At 71.5% G+C, this 19,223-nt stretch carries 15 protein-coding genes; 6 read left to right on the forward strand and 9 right to left on the reverse strand.

Translation table 11 applies throughout. The annotated features are described in order from the left end of the window. Positions 1–7 precede the first annotated feature (7 nt). Together ACTWNK_RS33260 and ACTWNK_RS33265 are read right to left on the reverse strand one after the other, a co-directional pair. Positions 8–2,101: a SpoIIE family protein phosphatase gene (locus ACTWNK_RS33260; protein WP_474308871.1), complete on the reverse strand. Its 2,094-nt coding sequence runs from the start codon at positions 2,099–2,101 to the stop codon at positions 8–10. A gap of 194 nt (positions 2,102–2,295) precedes the next feature. Then, entirely contained in the window at positions 2,296–2,865 is a 570-nt protein-coding gene (locus tag ACTWNK_RS33265) for an HhH-GPD-type base excision DNA repair protein (protein ID WP_474308872.1), read from the reverse strand. 162 nt (positions 2,866–3,027) lie between these two features. On the opposite strand from ACTWNK_RS33265, the gene ACTWNK_RS33270 reads away from it, so the two are divergent. The 6 genes from ACTWNK_RS33270 to ACTWNK_RS33295 all read left to right on the forward strand — a co-directional run bounded on the left by ACTWNK_RS33270 (position 3,028) and on the right by ACTWNK_RS33295 (position 8,037). Continuing rightward, positions 3,028–3,240, forward strand: a complete 213-nt coding sequence (locus ACTWNK_RS33270) for a hypothetical protein (RefSeq protein WP_474308873.1) — start codon at positions 3,028–3,030, stop codon at positions 3,238–3,240. A 194-nt stretch (positions 3,241–3,434) separates the two neighbouring features. Next, positions 3,435–5,009, forward strand: coding sequence for a hypothetical protein (locus ACTWNK_RS33275; protein WP_474311055.1), 1,575 nt, complete (start codon positions 3,435–3,437; stop codon positions 5,007–5,009). A gap of 11 nt (positions 5,010–5,020) precedes the next feature. Then, a complete protein-coding gene (locus ACTWNK_RS33280; RefSeq protein WP_474308874.1) occupies positions 5,021–5,791 on the forward strand; it encodes a thioesterase family protein in 771 nt (256 codons plus the stop codon). Between the two features lie 22 nt (positions 5,792–5,813). Then, positions 5,814–6,569: a LamB/YcsF family protein gene (locus ACTWNK_RS33285; RefSeq protein WP_474308875.1), complete on the forward strand. Its 756-nt coding sequence runs from the start codon at positions 5,814–5,816 to the stop codon at positions 6,567–6,569. Continuing rightward, entirely contained in the window at positions 6,566–7,201 is a 636-nt protein-coding gene (locus tag ACTWNK_RS33290; RefSeq protein ID WP_474308876.1) for a 5-oxoprolinase subunit B family protein, read from the forward strand. The genes ACTWNK_RS33285 and ACTWNK_RS33290 overlap by 4 nt, the downstream gene beginning before the upstream one ends. Then, positions 7,198–8,037, forward strand: a complete 840-nt coding sequence (locus ACTWNK_RS33295) for a 5-oxoprolinase subunit C family protein (RefSeq protein WP_474308877.1) — start codon at positions 7,198–7,200, stop codon at positions 8,035–8,037. Before ACTWNK_RS33290 ends, ACTWNK_RS33295 begins: the two co-directional genes overlap by 4 nt. 6 nt (positions 8,038–8,043) lie before the next feature. On the opposite strand, the gene ACTWNK_RS33300 is transcribed toward ACTWNK_RS33295, so the two are convergent. The 7 genes from ACTWNK_RS33300 to ACTWNK_RS33330 form a co-directional block, all read right to left on the reverse strand. After that, positions 8,044–9,135, reverse strand: a complete 1,092-nt coding sequence (locus ACTWNK_RS33300) for a winged helix DNA-binding domain-containing protein (RefSeq protein WP_474308878.1) — start codon at positions 9,133–9,135, stop codon at positions 8,044–8,046. 113 nt (positions 9,136–9,248) lie between these two features. Further along, positions 9,249–10,964 carry an ABC transporter family substrate-binding protein gene (locus ACTWNK_RS33305; protein ID WP_474308879.1) on the reverse strand — a complete coding sequence of 572 codons (1,716 nt, stop codon included), beginning with the start codon at positions 10,962–10,964 and terminating at the stop codon, positions 9,249–9,251. 9 nt (positions 10,965–10,973) lie between these two features. Continuing rightward, positions 10,974–13,001 carry a dipeptide ABC transporter ATP-binding protein gene (locus ACTWNK_RS33310; protein WP_474308880.1) on the reverse strand — a complete coding sequence of 676 codons (2,028 nt, stop codon included), beginning with the start codon at positions 12,999–13,001 and terminating at the stop codon, positions 10,974–10,976. Beyond that, positions 12,998–13,909 carry an ABC transporter permease gene (locus ACTWNK_RS33315; protein WP_474308881.1) on the reverse strand — a complete coding sequence of 304 codons (912 nt, stop codon included), beginning with the start codon at positions 13,907–13,909 and terminating at the stop codon, positions 12,998–13,000. The genes ACTWNK_RS33310 and ACTWNK_RS33315 overlap by 4 nt, the downstream gene beginning before the upstream one ends. A 4-nt stretch (positions 13,910–13,913) precedes the next feature. Further along, positions 13,914–14,900, reverse strand: coding sequence for an ABC transporter permease (locus ACTWNK_RS33320; protein ID WP_474308882.1), 987 nt, complete (start codon positions 14,898–14,900; stop codon positions 13,914–13,916). Between the two features lie 88 nt (positions 14,901–14,988). Next, entirely contained in the window at positions 14,989–17,322 is a 2,334-nt protein-coding gene (locus ACTWNK_RS33325; RefSeq protein WP_474308883.1) for an AAA family ATPase, read from the reverse strand. Between the two features lie 84 nt (positions 17,323–17,406). Further along, positions 17,407–19,182, reverse strand: coding sequence for a hypothetical protein (locus tag ACTWNK_RS33330; protein ID WP_474308884.1), 1,776 nt, complete (start codon positions 19,180–19,182; stop codon positions 17,407–17,409). Positions 19,183–19,223 lie beyond the last annotated feature (41 nt).

Genomic DNA, 19,223 nt, shown 5'->3' on the forward strand with positions numbered 1-19,223 from the left:
GTTTCATTCAGTCACTCTTCGTGGCAGCAGGAACGTGAATTGCCAGCGCGGTCACGTCATCGTCCTGCTCGTAACCCGACAACATCCGGTCAACCAGGAAGTCCAGCAACATGTGGGGACTTGTCACGACTTCAGGTGGAGCTTCGGTTACAACCGAGCAAAGTTCGGCGAGACCGGCGTCCAAACCGCGCTTTCGGTTCTCCACCAGACCGTCCGAATACAGGACGGCCGTGTGGCCCGGAGGCACGCAGAACCGGAACTGACGCCTGCTCGTCGGCCAGCCGAGCGGTGTGCCCGGCTCGGCGTCGCACAGGATCGCGGTGCCCTGTGGCGAGACCAGGACGGGCGGCGGATGCCCGGCCATCGCCAGCGTGCCCTCACCCGTGCCCGGCTCGACGACCATGTAGGCCAGCGTGGTGACCTGCTCCTCCTCCTCGGTGGCGTCGAAGACCCTGTCGAGGCCGGTCAGCACGGCCGCGGGAGGCGGATTGGTCAGCGCCAGGGCGCGCATGGCGTTGCGGATGCGGCCCATCCCGGCCGCGGCCTTGACGCCCTTGCCCATGACGTCGCCGACGACGGCCGCCACCCTGCCGTCCTGCAGCACGAACGCGTCGTACCAGTCGCCGCCGACCTGGACGTGGCGGCTGCCCGAGCGGAAGCGCTGGGCCAGCACCAGGCCCTTGATGACGGGCAGGCGGTCGGGCAGCAGGCTGCGCTGCAGCGTCTCGGCGGTCTTGTGCTCGCGCTCGAACAGCGTCGCCCGCTCGACCGCGAGCGCGCACTGCCCGGCCAGCGCCTCCAGGAAGACGCCGTCCTCCTGGGAGATCTTCTGCGGCCTGGTGAAGGAGAAGCGCAGCGCGCCGAGCGCACGGCCCGCGGCGAGCAGCGGCAGGCCCACCCAGGCGCGTTCGTCGCTGTGGGCGATGTAGCCGTCGAGCACCTTCTCGTCGCCGCCCACGTCGAGGAGCTGGGCCTTCAGGCTCTCGGGCGACTCGGCGAACACCGGTCTGCGGCTGTTGACGGCGATCGTCAGCACGCTGGAGTGCGACAGCGGGATCTCGTCGCCGGGCGCGCCGGGCACGTCGGGCATGCCGCCGCCGTTGATCAGCTTCAGCGCCGCCCTGTCGGTGTCGAGCAGGGCGACGGCCGAGCGGTCGGCGGCGAGCGCGGTGCGCCCGACGTCGATGATGACCTGGACGACCTGCTCGACCGTCAGCGCCTCGGCCAGCAGCGCCGTGGCGCCCTGCAGACGCGCGGTGCGCAGCGCCGCGGCGCCGAGCTGGTCGGTGAGCCTGCCGCGCATCTCCTCGGCCTCACGCTGCGGCGTGACGTCGGTGTTGGCGCCGACCCACTCCACGACCCTGCCGTGCCTGATGATCGGCACGGCGCGTACCTCGAAGTGGCGGTAGCCGCTGGCCCGGGTGCGCACCCGGTAGTTCCACTCGAACATGGTCCTGCCGCGCAGGGCCTCACGCCAGGCCTCTTCGGTCTGCTGGCGCTCGTCGGGGTGCACTGCCTCGAGCCAGCCGTGCGCGAGGTACTCCTCCAGGCCCTGGCCGGTGATGGCACGCCACTGCGGCGCGTCCTCGCCGACGGCGCCGCTGGGCGAGGTGATCCACACCAGCTGCGACTGGGCCTCCACCAGCGAGCGGTAGCGCTCCTCGCTGCGGCGCAGGCTCTCCTCGATCTGCCTGCTCTCGGTCACGTCGACGCCGACCAGCGCGACCGAGCGCAACGCGCCTTCGAGGTCGTGCACGGCGGAGAACGACAGCGACCAGTGCGTGGTGTCGCCCTGGGCCGAGCGGACCCGGACCCTGCCGTCGACGACGGGCGCCTCGCCCTCGGCGACGGCGCGCACGGACTGCTCGACCAACTGGCTGAGATCGGGCGCGAGAACGTCGGCGGCGGCCTTGCCCACCAGGCGTTTGGCCGGTTTGCCGACGATGTCGGCGAAGATCTCGTTGACCCGTTGAATCTGGCCTGCCGGGTCGAAGAAGGCAAAAGCGAAGGCTGCCTCTGACAACAGGCCTTGGAACAGCCCTGAGTCTGAGATGTCCACACCCGACTCCCGGGGACGGGGAACGGAGGTCTCGGCGCTCATGGTCGGCACCTCCGTCGTGTGCCAGGGTCTCCCACGCGGCACATCTCCATAACTGTGTATCGGCGTAGCGCAGCTCCGGGTGACCGGATTCTGCAGTACATCATCGGCGATGGGCAGGCGCGGACGGAAGCCCCGGCCGCCATACGGTCAACGCATCCTGTCAAAAATGCTCCACGATGCGCAGCAAGATCAGGCTACTTGGCCTTCGCCGCCCTCTTCGCCTCCTGTTTCGTGGCACGCACCTTGGCGAGGCTTTCGGGGTCGACCACATCGGCCACCGAGCGGAACGAGTCCTCCTCACCGTATGTTCCCGCCGCCTCGCGCCAGCCGGAAGGCTGGACGCCGAGCTGCTTGCCCAGCAGCGAGAGGAAGATCTGCGCCTTCTGCCGCCCGAAGCCCGGCAGTTCCTGCAGCCGCCGCAGCAACTCCCCGCCGTCGGCCGCGTCGCGCCAGATGCCCGCCGGGTCGCCGTCGTAGCGCTCGGCGACGAAGGCGGCCAGCTGCTGCACCCGGCCCGCCATCGACTTCGGATAGCGGTGCACGGCCGGCTTTTCGGCCAGCAGTGCGGCGAACGCCTCGGGATCGTAGCCCGCGATCAGGTCGGCCGACAGCTCGCCGCCGAGTCTGGTCGCGATCGTGTGCGGGCCCGCGAAGGCCCACTCCATCGGGATCTGCTGGTCGAGCAGCATGCCGATCAGGAGGGCCAGCGGGCTTCGGCCGAGCAGGTCGTCGGCCTCCGCGCTCTGGGCTAGCTGGATGCGCATGATGACAGCTTCGCACGGATGCCCGCGTGGAGAAGTGAACACAGGCCCCGAAGGGGGTTGACTCCCGCCGGAGAACCGGTGAAATGGGAGCCCGAACCTCCGACACAGCACGCCATGGGGTTTGCCCCGTGGCTGCCGAGGAATGCCAGTCCTATGCCCGCTATGGCAACCACCGTCCCGGAGTCGGTGAGCGTCCGGCTCAGCGCCGAGTTCCTGACCGTTCCCGTCGAGACCGTCGGCCGATGCGTGGCCGACGTCTGCGCCTGCGCCAGGCATCTGGGGATCGAGGCCACGCACGAGGTCGTCGAGCGCGTGGCCCGCGAGCACCTGCTGGCCCTCGTGAACTCGGCCCCGCCGCCGCGTACCCCCCGCTGAGGCCGCCGATCCGCGGTAACCGTGACCCACTGCGGCCTTTAGTCCACGGTAACCGCGAAGTCCCCGATAACATCGGGGTCACCGGGCTAGGCTCTACGCACCGTTTAGGCCTGGAATGCGAGAGAGTGAGGGGTGTGCGCCGACACCGACGAGACCCCCGGGAGAGCACTCCGCCCGACGCCGTCTTCGAGGAGATGGTGCAGGCGGCCCGCGAGCTCCTGGCCGTACGAAGCCCCTTGGACGCCGAGCTCATGGTCTCGGACATGATCGGCGCGTGGTGGGGGCGCAGAGTCAGAGGCGGAGACGTCGAGCAGGTGCTCGGCGAAGGCCTGGTCGACTATGCGGCCAAGGCGGGCACGCCCGCCTCGCTCACGCTGCTCATCGCCCTGGCCTACCTCGGTACGGCACGGCAGGGCGCCAAGGCCGAGGGCGCGGCGCTGGCGATGATGGAGTCGGGCGTGGCCAGGCCGCGATGGGCCGACCGGGTCGGCGCGGTCAAGCCGGCCGGCTGCTACGTCTCGCGCGACGCCTACGGCGACCAGGACACGGTGATCTGCACGTTCGCCTACCGAGGCGGCAGCGCGCACGCGCCTCCCGTGCCCCAGCCACCTGCCCCGCAGGACCATAGGCAGCAGAGCGGGACCGCTCCAGCCCCGCAACCGGCCGAGGACAGGCACGCCCTGGTCATGGTCGTCGACTACAACATGTCCGGCATGGCGCGAGACGCCTGGGTCTCCTCGCAGGTCGACAAGCTGCTCGAAGAGGCCAGGCGCGAGGCTGACGCCACGCCGATGCTCCTGCTGCAGGAGATCGAGCCCCAGCAGGCCAGAGCGCTGCTGGAGTCGGCGATGAAGGCCACCCGCGAGCCGAAGACCCCGCCGCCCGTCAGCGACAGCTACAGCGCCTACCACGCCTTCGCCCGCTCCCGCCTCAAGGCGCTTCCCCCCGGCCGCAAGCGGCCCGCGCCGCTGCACAGCGAGGCGCCCTACAGCCGCGAGCGCAGGGCGATGCTCGCGGCCGAGTTCCTCGCCTCGGACGCGGCCGAGCACCTGTCGGACCCGTCGGCGGCCTCGCGGTGCGCCGATCACATCATCGACTACGGCTGCGACATCGACTTCGGCCGTCCGCTGCGGGTCAGCCCGACCAAGTGCGAGACGTTCCTGCTGGACTGGCTGCCGCGCAAGGTGATGCTGAGCCCGGCCCAGCAGGAGGCGATGCCGCACGTGCTGTCGGCGTGGGTGCGTTTCTCCGCACGCCGTACCGGGCTGCCCGAGCAGGGGTTGCGGCTGACACTCGACGCGGTCTGGGAGGCCACGGCGCGCTTTCCCGAGGCCTATCGCGATCCGGCCTCCTTCGGGGTGGACCTGGCGCTGCTGGAGCGGCTGCTGCCCGACGGCGATCTGTCGGCGCTGGCCAGGCGGGTGTTCGCCTTCCCGTACCTGCAGGGTGTGCACGGCGACGTCGACCTGGACACGCTCGACCCCTCGGACGCGACCGACAGGCGCACGCTGCTCGAGGTCGACCTGGCCACCGAAGGGCCGCTGGCCGACAGGGAGGAGCACCTGGCCTGGCACGAGGAGATCGCGACCAGGTTGTGGGAGGGCGACCCCCCGCAGTTGTGGGAGGCGGCCCAGCGGCTGCTCGACCTGGGCCACGAGCGGCTCGACGTGCTGCACGTCCTGATCGAGATCGCCGAGCGCATCGGCGGCGACCCGGACGAGCTGGCCGCCGCTCTGGACGACATCGCCGACATACCCGACGAGATCTAGAGTTTTCTTCCATGTCGATGTATCGAGCGCTGGGCGGCGGGCGCTATCTCGCCACCGAGCACGCCCAAGGCCCGTGGGATCCGGCCAAGCAGCACATGGGGCCGGTCAGCGCCCTGCTGGTGCACGAGCTGGAGCAGACGGCGCCCAGGCCGGGTCTCGCGCTCGCCCGGCTGGCCGTCGACGTGCTCGGGCCGGTGCCGCTGGGCGAGATCACGGTCGCCACCGAGGTCGTACGGGACGGCAAGCGGGTGCAGTGCCTGGCGGCCACCGTGTCGTCGGACGGCCGTGAGCACGCCAGGGCCACCGCGTGGCGTATCCGCGAGAGCCCGACGCCCGCCTCCGAGCTCGGGCCGCCTCCCGGGCCCGTGCCGCCGCCCACCGACGAGGTCGCCTCCTCGTGGCTGGCCACCGGGTTCGGGCACGGCAGGGCGACCGACTGGCGTTTCGTCTCCGGCACGCCGATGGCCGTGGGGCCCGCCGTGGTGTGGGGCCGGGTGGGCGTGCCGCTGGTCGAGGGCGAGGAGATCACACCGCTCGAACGGCTGGTGCTGTTCGCCGACAGCGGCAACGGCGTCAGCTTCGCCGTGGGCTTCGACACCCATCTGTTCGCCAATGTGGACCTGACGATCTCGCTGCTGCGCGCTCCCGTCGGCGAGTGGATGCGCCTGGACGCCGAGACGGTGATCGGCCCCGCCGGTCGCGGCCTGACCACGACGACGCTCCACGACACCGAAGGGCGACTCGGCGTCGCCACGCAGACCCTGTTCGTGGCGCCGCGCTGAGCGCACCGCGATGATGGGCACCATGGTGATCGACCTGAACGCGGACCTCGGCGAGGGCTTCGGCATCTGGCGGCTCGGCGACGACCTGGCCCTGCTCGACATCGTCACGAGCGCGAACGTCGCCTGCGGCTTCCACGCGGGCGACCCGGTGACGATCAGGCGCACGTGCGCTGCGGCCGTCGACAGGGGCGTGGCGATCGGCGCCCAGGTCTCCTACCGCGACCTGGCCCACTTCGGCAGGCGTGAGATGGACGTCGAGCCGGAGGAGCTGTGCGCCGAGGTGCTCTACCAGCTCGCCGCCGTCGACGGCATCGCCAGGGCCATGGGCGGCAGGGTGGCCTATGTCAAACCGCACGGCGCGCTCTACAACCGCATCTGCCGCGACGCCGTACAGGCCAGGGCGGTGCTGGACGCGGTCGTCGACTACGACGCGACGCTGCCGGTGCTGACGCTGCCCGGCTCGGCCGTGCACGCGGTGGCCGCCGACGCTGGCGTGCCCACGGTGGCCGAGGCGTTCGCCGACCGGGCCTACACCCCCTCGGGTGCGCTGCTGCCGCGCCGGGAGCCGGGTGCGGTGCTGCACAACGCGGCCGAGGTGGCGGCGCGCGCGGTCCGCATGGCCGTCGAGGGCGCGGTGACGGCGGCCGACGGCAGTGTGCTCGCGGTCTCGGCCAGGTCGATCTGCGTGCACGGCGACACACCCGACGCCGTACGGCTGGCCCGTGCGGTGCGCGACGAGCTGGAGGCGGCGGGCGTGTCCGTGCGGGCCTTCGCGTGAGCGCGATCAGGGACGCCGGTGAGCACGCCCTGCTCGTCGAGACCGGCTCGCTCGCGCTCTCGCATCGGCTCGACGCCCTGGTACGGGCCGGTTCGGGCGCGCTGGCGCGGGTCGTCGAGGTGGTGCCCGGCCCGGCGAGCGTGCTGGTGGTGGCGCCGGGCGTCGCGCTCGACCGGCTGCGTACGGCGCTCGCCGGCCTGCTGGAGGTGGCCGGGTCGGGCGAGGAGGGCGACGGGCGTCCGGCGGGTGCGGTGGTGACGCTGCCCGTGGTCTACGACGGGGCCGACCTGGAGGAGGTGGCGAGGCTGAGCGGGCTGAGCACGGGTGAGGTGGTCGCCAGGCACACCGGCGCCGAGCTGCTCGTCGGCTGGATGGGGTTCGCGCCCGGCTTCGGGTACCTGACCGGCCTCGACCCCGCCCTGCACCTGCCCAGGCTGGCCACGCCTCGCACGTCGGTGCCCGCCGGGTCGGTCGCGGTGGCGGGGCCGTACTCGGCCGTGTACCCCTCGGCCTCGCCCGGCGGGTGGCGGCTGCTCGGGCGCACGGCGCGGCGGGTGTGGGACGTGCGCGCCGATCCGCCCGCGTTGCTGCGGCCCGGGGTGCGGGTGCGGTTCGAGGCGGCCGCCGCATGATCGAGGTGCTCGCGCCTGGCCCGTACTCCACCGTGCAGGACCTGGGCAGGCCCGGCTATGCCCATCTGGGCGTGCCCGCGTCAGGCGCGGCGGACGCTCCGGCGTTGCGGCTGGCCAACCGGCTGGTGGGCAATGCCGAGTGCTGCGCGGGCCTGGAGCTGACGCTGGGCGGGGCCAGGCTGCGTCTCACCGCTCCCGCCTGGGTCGCGGTGACCGGCGCGCCCTGCGTGGTCTCGGCGCCGGGAGCGGGGCTTTTCGCACCGTTCTGGGGGGCCGAGGGCGTGGTGCTGGAGTTCGGCGCGCCGGTCGTCGGGTTGCGGACGTATGTGGCGGTGCGTGGTGGCATCGCCGTCGAACCGGTGCTGGGCAGCCGCTCGACCGACTCGCTGTCCGGGCTCGGCCCCGCTCCCCTGCGCGCGGGCGATCTGCTGCCGGTCGGCGACGGCACGCCCCTTTCCGCGATCACCGCCGACCTCGCCCCTCCCCCGCCGCCCCGCGCCCCCGTGCTGCGCCTCACCCGTGGTCCGCGCGACGACTGGTTCACCCCCTCGGCCCTCGCCACGCTCGCCGCGGGCCCGTACACGATCTCGCAGGACAGCAACCGCGTGGGGGTACGGCTGCGCGGTCCCCGGCTGGAACGCGCCCGGACGGGTGAACTGCCGAGCGAGGGCATGGTGGCCGGAGCCGTCCAGGTGCCTCCCGACGGCCTGCCGATCGTCTTCCTGGCCGACCACCCGCCGACGGGCGGCTACCCGGTCGTCGCCGTCGTCCGCACGGCCGACCTGCCGATCGCCGCCCAGCTCCGGCCGGGCCAGAACGTCACGTTCAAACTCTGACCCCCCTCACCCAGCGAGCACCGCCGCCATCCGCGCCTTGGCCGCGTCGAGCAGGTCGCCCGGCACCTCCTCGAACAGCTCGACCGCGGCCTCGCCGCCCTTGGGCTCCCACACGCCCGCGACCCGTCCCTCGAACACCACGACGGGCGAGATCCACCCGGCCGCCCGGCTGACCCTCGGCTTCACCGCCGCGGGGACGAGCGCCTCCAGGTCACGGGGGGCCGCGAGGATGTACTGGTCGAAGCCGGGCAGCAGGTGCACCTCACGCGACGGCCGCGCGGCGGCGACGTCGTCGAGGTGCTCGGTGAGGGCGAGCAGCGTCGTGCCTTCGACCTCGACCTCGGTCAGCTCGGGGGCCAGGTCGCGGAACCAGCCCTTGAGCACGGCCTTGCGTGCGACGCCGCCGAACAGCCACTTGTCGAACATCTCGGGCGTGGCGGGGCCGTGCGCGGCGAGGAAGGCGCGGGCCACCCTCGGGCCCGCCTCCTCGGGCGGCGGCGGGTCGGTGGGCCAGGCGGGCAGCCAGTGCCGTGGCGAGGTGAAGGTGACCTTGCCCTCGCGCGGCGGCCCGTAGCACAGCTCGCCCAGGCGGCTGAGCGGCTTGAGCAGCGCGCCCCAGCCCGAGGTCAGCGCCTCACGCAGATGGGCGTCGCCGGTCACGCGCACGACCTCGTCGACGAGCTCCTCACGGGTCAGGCAGCCGCTGCCGAGCGCGGCGGGCACCGCCTCGATGATCGCGCCGATCTCGGCCGCGGTGACGCCGTGGCCGCGCTGCCACACGCCCTTCTCCCACGCGCGCAGCGTGCCGAGCGCCGAGCAGTGGTCGGCGAGCAGGTCGGAGGGCAGCAGGTGCAGGGTGCCTCGCATGATCCACGTCTTGGTGAGCGTGCGCTCGCTCCACAGCGCGCGTTCGACCTCGCCGGGGTCGGGGGCGGCCTGCCTGATCGCGACGGCCTGTCGCGCGGAGGAGGCGACCTGGGCCTGCACCCCGCACAGCCTGCGGGCGACCTCGACGGCGCTCGTGCCGTCGGCGCCGCTCACGTGCTGGCGGCCGAGCCGCCAGGCCAGGATCTGGGACCACGTCAGCTGTGCGTTCACGGTATCCGTTTCTACACCGTGCCACCGACAGGACCACCGACAGGGCGAGGCCCCGGGACGTGGTGCTCCCGGGGCCTCGTGACGCGTGCGGACTCAGCCGGACTCAACCGGACTCAGCCGGTGAAGCCCATGTCCTGGTAGCGGAAGTCGTAGAAGCCGCGGGCACCGATATTGGCCAGCGTGTCCTTGGTCGCGACGTTCTGCGGCCTCTGGTACAGCGGCAGCACGTTGACCTCGGGCCAGATCAGCTTGTCGGCGGCGTTCGTGTCGGTGCGCGCGGTGCCGATCTCCAGGGCGCCGCCCGCCTTCTGCATGGCCGCGTCGATCTCGGCCGAGCCGGTCCGCCCGAAGTTGGCGTTCCACTGCTTGTCGCCCTTGGAGTCCGTGGCCGCGTTGGCGTAGATGCCGTAGCTGCTGGAGACCGGGTACGGCGTGCCGATGTAGGCGAACGGCGTGATGTCGAAGTTGCCGGGAATGACGTACTTGGTGAAGAAGTCGTCGCTCGGCACGGCCTGCAGGGTCAGCTTCACGCCGATCTGCGCGAGCATGTTCTGCGTGAGCTCACCCTCCGACTTGCTGAGCTGCACGCCCGACGGCACCACGAACCTGACGTTGAGCTGCTTGCCGTCCTTCTGCCTGACGGTGCCGTTGAGCTTCCACCCGGCCGCGTCGAGCATCTGCTTGGCCTTGTCCGGGTTGTAGACGCCGAGCTCTCCGGCGTTGTCCTGGTAGCCCTCCTGGGTGTTCATGAAGAAGTGGTTGTTCAGCAGCACGATCGGCCAGTCCAGGCCCTGCAGGTCGGACTGGGCGATGGCCTGGCGGTTGATGCCGAGCTGGATGGCCTGGCGTACGTTGACGTCGGAGAGCAGGTCGCTCGAGCCGTTGAAGGTGAAGTGCCGGAAGTCGGGTCCGGCCGCCTGCCTGACCTGGGCGCCCGCCGTGGCCTTGGCCCTGGCGTAGTCGGGCGCCGACGGGCCCACGTCGGTGACGTCGAGCTCGCCGTTGCTGAAGGCGCCGATGAGCGAGTCCTGCTCGGAGGCGCGGAAGATGATCTGGTCGAGCTTGGCCTTGTCGCCCCACCAGGCGTCGTCGCGGACGAGTGTGATCGTCTTGGCGGTCTGGTCGAAGCCCTTGAACTTGAACGGGCCGCTGGTGACCGGGATCTTGTTCAGCCAGGCGTTGTTGAAGGCGTCGGGCGAGGTGTTCGCCGACTTCGGCAGCAGCGGGCCGAACAGCGACTGCCAGTCGCCGAACGGCTTGGCGAAGGTGACCACGACCTCGTACGGCCCCGACCCCTGCGCCACGCTCTCGATGTCCTGGTAGCCGGTCGTGGTGGCGGTGCGGAAGTCGGCGTTCTTGCCGTTCATCGCCTCCCACTGGGCCCGGTAGTCCTCCCAGGTGATGGCCGCGCCGTCCGACCACTTCGCCTTCGGGTTCAGCGTGTAGGTGACGACCTGCTTGGGCGAGGTCGCCGTCACCTTCGCGTCGCTGACGAAGTCGGTGTTGGGGGCGATCTCCGCCTTCTCGTTGGAGCGGAAGGCCGTCGGCAGCAGGGCGTCGCTGACCTTGGCCGCCATGGCGAGGTTGCCGTCGACGTGGTTCCTGTTCCACTGGGTGGGGAACTCGTTGAGCCCCCAGCGCAGCGTGCCGCCGTCCTTGACCTGGTCGCGCGGTTTCAGGTTGATGTCGAAGGCCTTGACCGTGGCGCCGGGCCCGGTGCCCGTGCCGCTCCCTCCGCTGGAGCCGCCCTCTCCTGAACCGCCGCCGCACCCCGCCAGGGCCAGCGATCCGGCCACGACGACGGCCATGGCGAGCCGGGATCTGTTCACGTCTTCCTCCTAGACAACTTCGAGCTTCTCGGCGTAGTGGCAGGCCACGCCGTGGTCATCGCCGAGCGGTCGGACGTCGGGCTCGACCTCCACGCACTGGGTGCGCTCCTGCTCGGTGAGGGTCCTGAACTTCGGACAGCGCGTGCGGAACCGGCATCCGGAGGGGGGATCGGCCGGGCTCGGCAGGTCGCCTTCGAGCAGAATGCGGCGCCGTGAGCGTTCGAGCGCCGGATCGGGCAGCGGGATCGCCGACAGCAACGCCTGGGTGTAGGGATGCATGGGCGCGTCGTAGACCTCGTCGACGTCGCCGATCTCGGCGATCCGGCCGAGATACATGACGGCCACGCGGTCGGCGATGTACCTCACGACGGCCAGGTCGTGCGCCACGAACAGGTAGGACAGGCCGAGCCTGGCCTTCAGCGAGTCGAGCAGGTTGATCACACCGGCCTGGATCGACACGTCGAGCGCCGAGACCGGCTCGTCCAGCACGACCAGGCGGGGTTCGAGTGCCAGGGCCCTGGCGATGCCGATGCGCTGGCGCTGGCCGCCGGAGAAGTCCTGCGGGTAGCGGGCGGCGTAGGCGGTGTCCAGGCCGACCAGGCGCATCAGCTCGTTGATCCTGGCGCCAGGCTTGCGCACGCCGTGGGTACGCAGGGGCTCGGCGAGCAGGTCGTAGACGGTCATACGGGGGTCGAGCGAGGCCAGCGGGTCCTGGAAAACGACCTGCATGTCACGCCTGACGGCCATGCGGTCGGCGCCGCCCAGCGCAGCGGTGTCGCGGCCGAGCACGACGATCCGGCCGTCCTGCGGTTTGACGAGTTCCAGGATCTCCATCAGCGTCGTGGTCTTGCCGCATCCGGACTCGCCGACCAGGCCGAGCGTCTCGCCCTGCCGTACGTCGAAGCTGATGCCCGCCACCGCCTGGACGGTGCCGACCCTGCGCTTGAAGACCGCGCCCTTCATCAGTGGGTACTGCTTGACCAGCCCGTCGACCTCCAGCACCACGGGACGCTCGGCGCGCTCGCGGGGCAGCGGCTCGGCCTCGGGCACGGCCTCGTGCCTGCCCACCGGCCCGGGCGTGACCTCCGCCGAGCGGATGCAGGCCGCCTCGTGCCCGGGCCCGACCGGCAGCAGCGGCGGCTCGGCGTCACGGCAGGCGTCGACGGCCATCGGGCAGCGCGGCTCGAACGGGCACCCGGGCGGCAGCGCGGTCGGCGACGGCGGGTTGCCCTCGATCGGCACCAGCCGCTGGGAGTCGCCCTGGTCCAGCCTCGGGATGGAGCCGAGCAACCCCACGGTGTACGGCATGCGCATGCGGTAGTAGATGTCGTCGACGCCGCCCACCTCGACCGGCCGCCCCGCGTACATGACGAGCACGCGGTCGACGAAGCCGGCGACCACCCCGAGGTCATGGGTGATCATCACGATGCCCGCGCCCGTCTCGCGCTGTGCGGTCTTGAGCACTTCGAGGACCTGGGCCTGGATGGTGACGTCGAGCGCGGTGGTCGGCTCGTCGCAGATGATGACGTCGGGGTCGTTGGCGATGGCCATCGCGATGACGGCGCGCTGGCGCATGCCGCCGGAGAACTCGTGCGGGAAGGCCAGCGCCCGTTGGCCGGGGTTGGGTATGCCGACCAGGTCGAGCAGTTCGACGGCCCGTCTGGCCGCCTCCTCCTTGCCGACCTTCTGGTGGATGCGCACGGCCTCGGCGATCTGGTCGCCCACCCGGTAGACGGGTGTGAGCGCCGACAGCGGGTCCTGGAAGACCATGGAGATGGTCTTGCCCCTGAAGGCGGTCAGGCTGCGCTCGGGTGCGCCGATGAGCTCCTTGCCGTGCAGTCTGACCGAGCCGGTGACGGTGGCGCTGGGCGGCAGCAGGCCCATGACGGCGGCCGATGTGACCGACTTGCCCGACCCCGACTCGCCGACGATGCCGAGCACCTCGCCCGGTCGCACGCTGTAGGAGACGCCGCGCACGGCGTGCACGGGCCCGAAGGAGACGTTGAGGTCGGTGACCTCCAGGACGGGTTCGCTCACTTGTTCCTCTTCGACGTGGGGTCGAAGGCGTCGCGCAGGGCGTCGCCGATCAGGTTCACCGCGAGCACGGTCAGCACCAGCAGGCCCGCGACGAACCAGAACGTCCACGGGGCGTAGACGGCCGTCTTGGAGCCGTCGGCGATGAGCGTGCCGAAGGAGACGTCGGGCGGCTGGATGCCGAAGCCGAAGTACGACAGCGAGGTCTCGGTCAGGATGGCGGCGCTGACGTTGAGCGTGGCGTCGACGATGAGGAGCGAGGACAGGTTGGGGATGATGTGCCGGAAGATGATCTTCACCGGCGACACGCCCATGAACCTCGCGGCCTGGACGAACTCCCGCTGCTTGTAGGAGATCGTCATCCCTCGCACGATCTTGGACGTCACCATCCACAGGAACAGCGCCAGCATCAGCACGAACAGCAGCCACTGCCCGTCGCCGAACAGCGGCGACATGATGGCCAGGATGAGGAAGGCGGGCAGCACGAGCAGCAGGTCGGTCACCCAGGTCAGGGTGCGGTCGGTCCAGCCGAGGAAGTACCCGGCGAAGGCCCCGACCACCGCGGCGAGCGCCGTGGAGATGACGGCGGCCAGCAGGCCGACGATGAGCGACTTCTGCATGCCGCGCAGCGTCACCGCGTAGACGTCGGCGCCGGTCTGCAGCGTGCCGAACCAGTGCTGCGACGACGGCGGCGAGAGGAAGGCGGTGAAGTCCTTGTCGGTGTAGGTCCACGGACTGAACAGCGGCCCGACGAACGCCAGCACGAACATGAGCGCCAGCAGCAGGAACCCGACCCGCCCCTGCGTCGAGCCGAAGAAACGCCCACCGACCACGCGCAGCCTGGAGGGCGCCTTCACCTCGTCCTCGACGACGTTCAGCTCCTCGGCGAGCTGCTCCTCGGGAAGCGTCACGGGATCACCCCACCCTCACGCGCGGGTCGAGCACGGCATGCAGCACATCGGCGGCCAGCGAGGCCACCAGGACGGCGAACGCGGTCAGGCAGCTGATCGCCGCGACCGTGTTGACGTCGTTGGTGAAGATCGAGTTGACCAGCTGCTCACCCAGGCCGTGCCAGCCGAAGATCTTCTCGGTGAAGGTCGCGCCGGTGACCAGCGAGCCGAAGGTGAAGGCGAAGTACGTCACCGCCGGGATCAGCGCCGTCCGCAACGCGTGCTTGGTCAGCGCCTTGCGCCTGCTCAGCCCCTTGGCCATCGCGGTGCGGATGAAGTCGGCGCCGAGCACGTCGAGCATCATGTTGCGCTGGTAGCGGCTGTAGACGGCGACGAGGCCGAGCGAGAGCGAGATCGTCGGCAGCACCAGGTGCTGGATCCGGTCGACGAGCGAGCCCCAGAACCCGGCGTCGAGGCCGGGCGTGGTCTCACCGCTGACCAGCAGGACCTGCGAGCCGAAGACATTGGTGTTGGCCCACGTGGCCACGATGATCAGCATGTTGGCCAGCACGACGGTCGGGATGGCGAGCACGGCGAAGGAGATGCCGGTGGAGAGCCGGTCGAACCAGCCGTACTGCCTGACGGCCGCATAGGCGCCGATGAGCACGCCGGTGATGCTGCCGAGGAAGAGCCCGATGAGGATCAGCCGCAGCGTCACACCGACCCTGCGTGCGATGTCCTCGTTGACCGAACTACCGGTGACGGTCTTGCCGAAGTCGCCGTGTATCACGCCTCCGGCCCACGTCAGGTAGCGCTCGAACAGCGGCGTGTTGTCGTTGAGGTTGAGCGCCGTCAGCTGCGCGTCCACCACGGCGGGCGGCGGCTTGGGCGTGCGGTCGGCATAGTTGGAACGCGGATCGAGCGCACTGGCGGCCAGCATGTAGGCCAGGCTTGAGGCCACGACGATGAGCACCAGGTAGTTCAGCAGCCTGCGGAACAGAAAGCCCGCCATCGTCCCCCCTCCGACGACCACACAACGTAGCCATATTGCTACACCATGTAATCATCGCCGGGTAGGCGAGTACCAAAGAGGGGTGTGGTTACCGTCCGGAAAGTTCGTCGACGGCCGCGCGCACGTCTTCACTGGTGATGGTGGTGAGCTCGTCGGAGCTGGCGGAGCCGCCGAGCCCGGCCAGCCGCACGTCACGGCGCATCGCGGCGCGCTCGAACAGCGACCTGGCGAACCTGCCGTTGCCGAGCCCGTCGATCAGCCGCTCGGAGCAGACCCAGCGGAAGACCTCGTCCAGGTCGTTGCGGGCGTCGTCGTCGAAGCGGTCGCCCGACTTGTCGGCCAGCAGCACCGCGATCTCGGCGAGCTGGGCCGGGGAGTAGCTGGGGAACTTCACCCGCTGGTTGAACCTGCTGGACAGGCCGGGATTGGTGGCGAGGAAGCCGTCCATCTCGCGCTCGTAGCCCGCCAGCACGATGACCAGCCGGTCGCGGTCGTCCTCGGCCCGCTTGAGCAGCGTCTGCACCGCCTCCGCGCCGAAGGCGTCGCCGCCGGAGTAACCGGAGTTGACCAGGCTGTAGGCCTCGTCGATGAACAGCACGCCGCCCAGCGCCCGGTCGACCAGCTCGTTGGTCTTGATCGCCGTCGCGCCGAGGTGCTGGCCGACCAGGTCGGCCCGCTGCGCCTCCACGACGTCGGGCCTGGCCAGCAGGCCGAGCGCGGCGAAGACACGGCCGAGCACCCTGGCCACGGTGGTCTTGCCGGTGCCCGGCGGGCCGGTGAAGACGAAGTGCCGCATCTGCGGCGGGGTGGGCAGGCCGCGTTCCTGACGCATCCTGGCCACCTGGAGCTGGGCGGCGATGGCGTGCACCTGGCGCTTGACGGGTTCGAGCCCGGCCATGCGGTCGAGGTCGGCGAGCGCCTCCTCGATCGTCGGCGTGGCCTGGTAGCCGCTGAACCTGGCCGTCAGCTCGCCCCACGCCTTGGTCAGGTCGGCGGCCGTCGTGGTGACCAGGTCTTCGGTCGTCGGCGTGCCGCCCGCGCCCACGACACGCACGTCGCGGGCCTGCGCCGCCGCCTCGACCAGGCTGCGGACGAACCTGGCGTTGCCCAGCTCGTCGACCAGGCCCCTGCGCTGCACGTCCTCGTAGCGGCCGAGCAGCATGGGCGCCGCCTCCCTGGCCATGCGGTCGCCGCGCCCGCGCTGGAGCAGGGCGGTGATGTCGACCAGCTCGGCGGGCGAGTAGCTGGGGAAGCGCACACGGGTGGCGAACCTGCTGGACAGGCCCGGGTTGGAGGCGAGGAAGCCGTTCATCTCCTGCTCGTATCCGGCCAGGATGATGATCAGCCGGTCGCGGTCGTCCTCGGCCCGCTTGAGCAGCGTCTGCACGGCCTCGGCGCCGAACCTGTCGGGCTGGCCGTCGGAGGAGTTGATCAGGCTGTAGGCCTCGTCGATGAACAGCACGCCGCCCAGCGCCCGGTCGACCAGCTCGTTGGTCTTGATCGCCGTCGCGCCGAGGAACTCGCCGACCAGGTCGGCCCGCTGCGCCTCCACCACGTAGGGGGTCTCCAGCAGGCCGAACGCATAGAAGATCTTGGCTAGCGTGCGGGCGACGCTGGTCTTGCCGGTGCCGGGCGGGCCGACGAAGACGAAGTGCCTGGTCGTGGTGCCCGCCTGGTACCCGGCTTCGGCGCGGAGCCTGGAGGCCTCGATGGAGGCGGCGATCGATCGCACCGACTCCTTGACCGGGGCCAGGCCGATCATGTGTTCCAGCTCGGCCAGGGCGTCCTCGACCGAGATCGGCGGCGGTGCCGACGCGCGTTCGGCCTGGCGTTCGGGGCCGCCTTCGCGTACCCGCATCCTGACCGGCTCCTCCTCGTGCAGTGCGGCCCTGGCCCGGCGTGCGACGACGAACCTGTAGACCAGCACGCCCGCCGCCGCGCCGTAGGCGCCCCACAGGGCGGCGGCGGGCGAGAGCGGCGACAGCGCGAAGGCGAGCACGGCCGCGGCGGCCAGCGCCATCAGCGCGGTCAGCCAGGGCGGCACCCACCGGACGAGGTGCGCCGCGCCCGCGACGAGCAGGCCGAGCAGCACCAGCAGCGTCGGCGCGAGCGACTGCGACCCGAACACGCCCATGAACAGGGGCAGCAGCAACGCCCACCCCATCAGCACCAGCGCGGTCGCGGCCGCGCGGGGGAACCTCAGCGTCAGGGCGACGAACCCGAGTGCGAGCAGGGTCAGCAGGAACGTCTTGAGCAGGTCCCAGCCGAGAGCGGCGCCGATGCCGACCGAGCCGACCAGGACCGCGACGTGCATCACCCTGCGGGCCACCGGCGGTAGCTGGAAATAACGCAACCGCACCTGTTCAAACAGATCCCGTGCGGCGGCACGCCCCGCCGGTCGGGCCCTGTCGGAGTCCCGCATCACGCCTCCCCGGTCCGACCCTGGTTATACCGCACCGGGACGGCAATTGGGCGTCTGTGACACGCTGCTGTTCAGTTGTCCGGGTCAGCGTCGCTGGTGCCGCCCCGGGTACTGTCCCACGAGCACCTGCTTGGGCGTCACGCGCAGCACTTCGGCCTCGGGGTCGGGCAGCGCGACGCCCCTGATCTCCACCCAGAACCTGCGGTGCAGCGGGTCGGCGGCGAACAGCGCCACACGGGGATCGCGCCCGACGGCGTCCCAGGCGTCGGCGTCGGCATTGAGCCGCAGCTCACCGGCCGGACTGACCGAGGTGACCGCGCCGACGGCCAGCGCGCGCGGCCCCGCCGGATCGGCGCACGCCAGCACCACCTCCCTGGCGTAGGTGAAGGCCTGACGCACCTCTCCGCTCAGCCCGACGGGCGAGCGCACGTCGCCGGGCGCGGCCCTGGCCTCGGCCATCAGCAGCGAGGCACGCCAGGGGCCGGGCGCGCCCCTCCACCACGCCCGCGCCCCGCGCACCGCCGCCACCAGCACCACCGCGCCCAGCGCCGCCGCCGCCACCCGCCAGGCCCGCACCAGCGCCTCATCGGCCGAAGGCACGCCTGCCACGGCCAGCGCGCCGCCCGTCACGGCCGCGAGCGCCGCCAGCACCAGCGCCACCGCCGCCGCGCCCAGCCACCTGTCCCCGGCCCCCGCACGCCCGCGCCGCCCCGCCCACCACACCAGGTACGGCAGCGCGGCGGCGAGCAGGCCGAGCCTGGCGTCGACGGCCAGCGCCAGCACGGTCACCAGCGCGACACCCGACCAGGCACGCCCGAGCAGCACCCACAGCGTGACCCCGGCGTTGCGCCTGGCGATCCGCTCACCCCCCACCTTGGCGAACTCCGTCAGAGCCGGGATCGGACGCCCACGCCACGCCTCGGCCAGCACGCGTACGGCCAGCAGAACGGGTCCGTTGAGCACCACGATCCCGGCCAGGCCCGCCCAGCCGGCGCTGCGGAACGGCAGGGCGAGCGCGACGGCGAACGAGACGACCACCACCACGGTGATCGTCACGGTCGCCCCGAGCCACGGGTCGCGTCCGAACATCGAGGGCAGGTGCCGCCACACCTTGATCCGCTCGGCCTGGCGCGCGGTGAGCGGGAGCAGGGCGAGCAGCACGCCGAGTTCGACCGCCCTGGCCTCGACCGCCTTGCCGTACCCGATGGCCGCGACGCCCGCGCCCGCCATGGTGAGGGCGAGCAGGATGAGCATCTGGCGCGACCACACCTCCAGGGAGCGCCTGGCCCTGCCGGTCTCGCGCGGTTCGAGCAGCGAGGCGGGGTCGTGGTGCGGGCGCGGCCTGCTCCAGCGCAGCAGGGTGAGGCCGAGGTTGACGCGGGCGGCCGGGTGCGCGGGGTCGAGGCGCAGGGCGGCACGGTAGGCGGCCTCGGCCCGGCGCAGTTCGCCGCGCAGCAGGGCCAGGTCCCCGGCGAGGGCGTGCGGGTCGGGCTCCTCGGGGGCGAAGCGCCCGGCGATGGCGGCCTCCGAGGTGGCGGCGTACCAGCGGCCGGGCACCCGCTTGAGGACCGCGCCGAGCCTGAGCCTGGCGCTCCAGGAGCCGGGTGCGAGCCTGGCTGCGGCCTCGGCCGAGGCGAGCGCGTCGAGGTCCTTGCCCAGCCGCTCCCAGGCCAGGCTGGCCAGCCGATGGCCCCACTCCCCCGAGGGGTCGAGCTCGACCGCCTTCAGCGCGGCGTCGAGTGCGGCTTCCGGCCGCTCGCCCGCGAGCCGGTCGACGGCCAGGACGCACCATTCCCGGGGATTGTCGGGGTCGCGGGGAGACGGCGGCGAGTCCTGCGCTTCGTTCCCCACGTTCGCCATGGTCTGTTCCGCACGACAACTTTCCTAGATCGGGACATATG

Source organism: Nonomuraea sp. IBHARD001, from assembly GCF_056106265.1.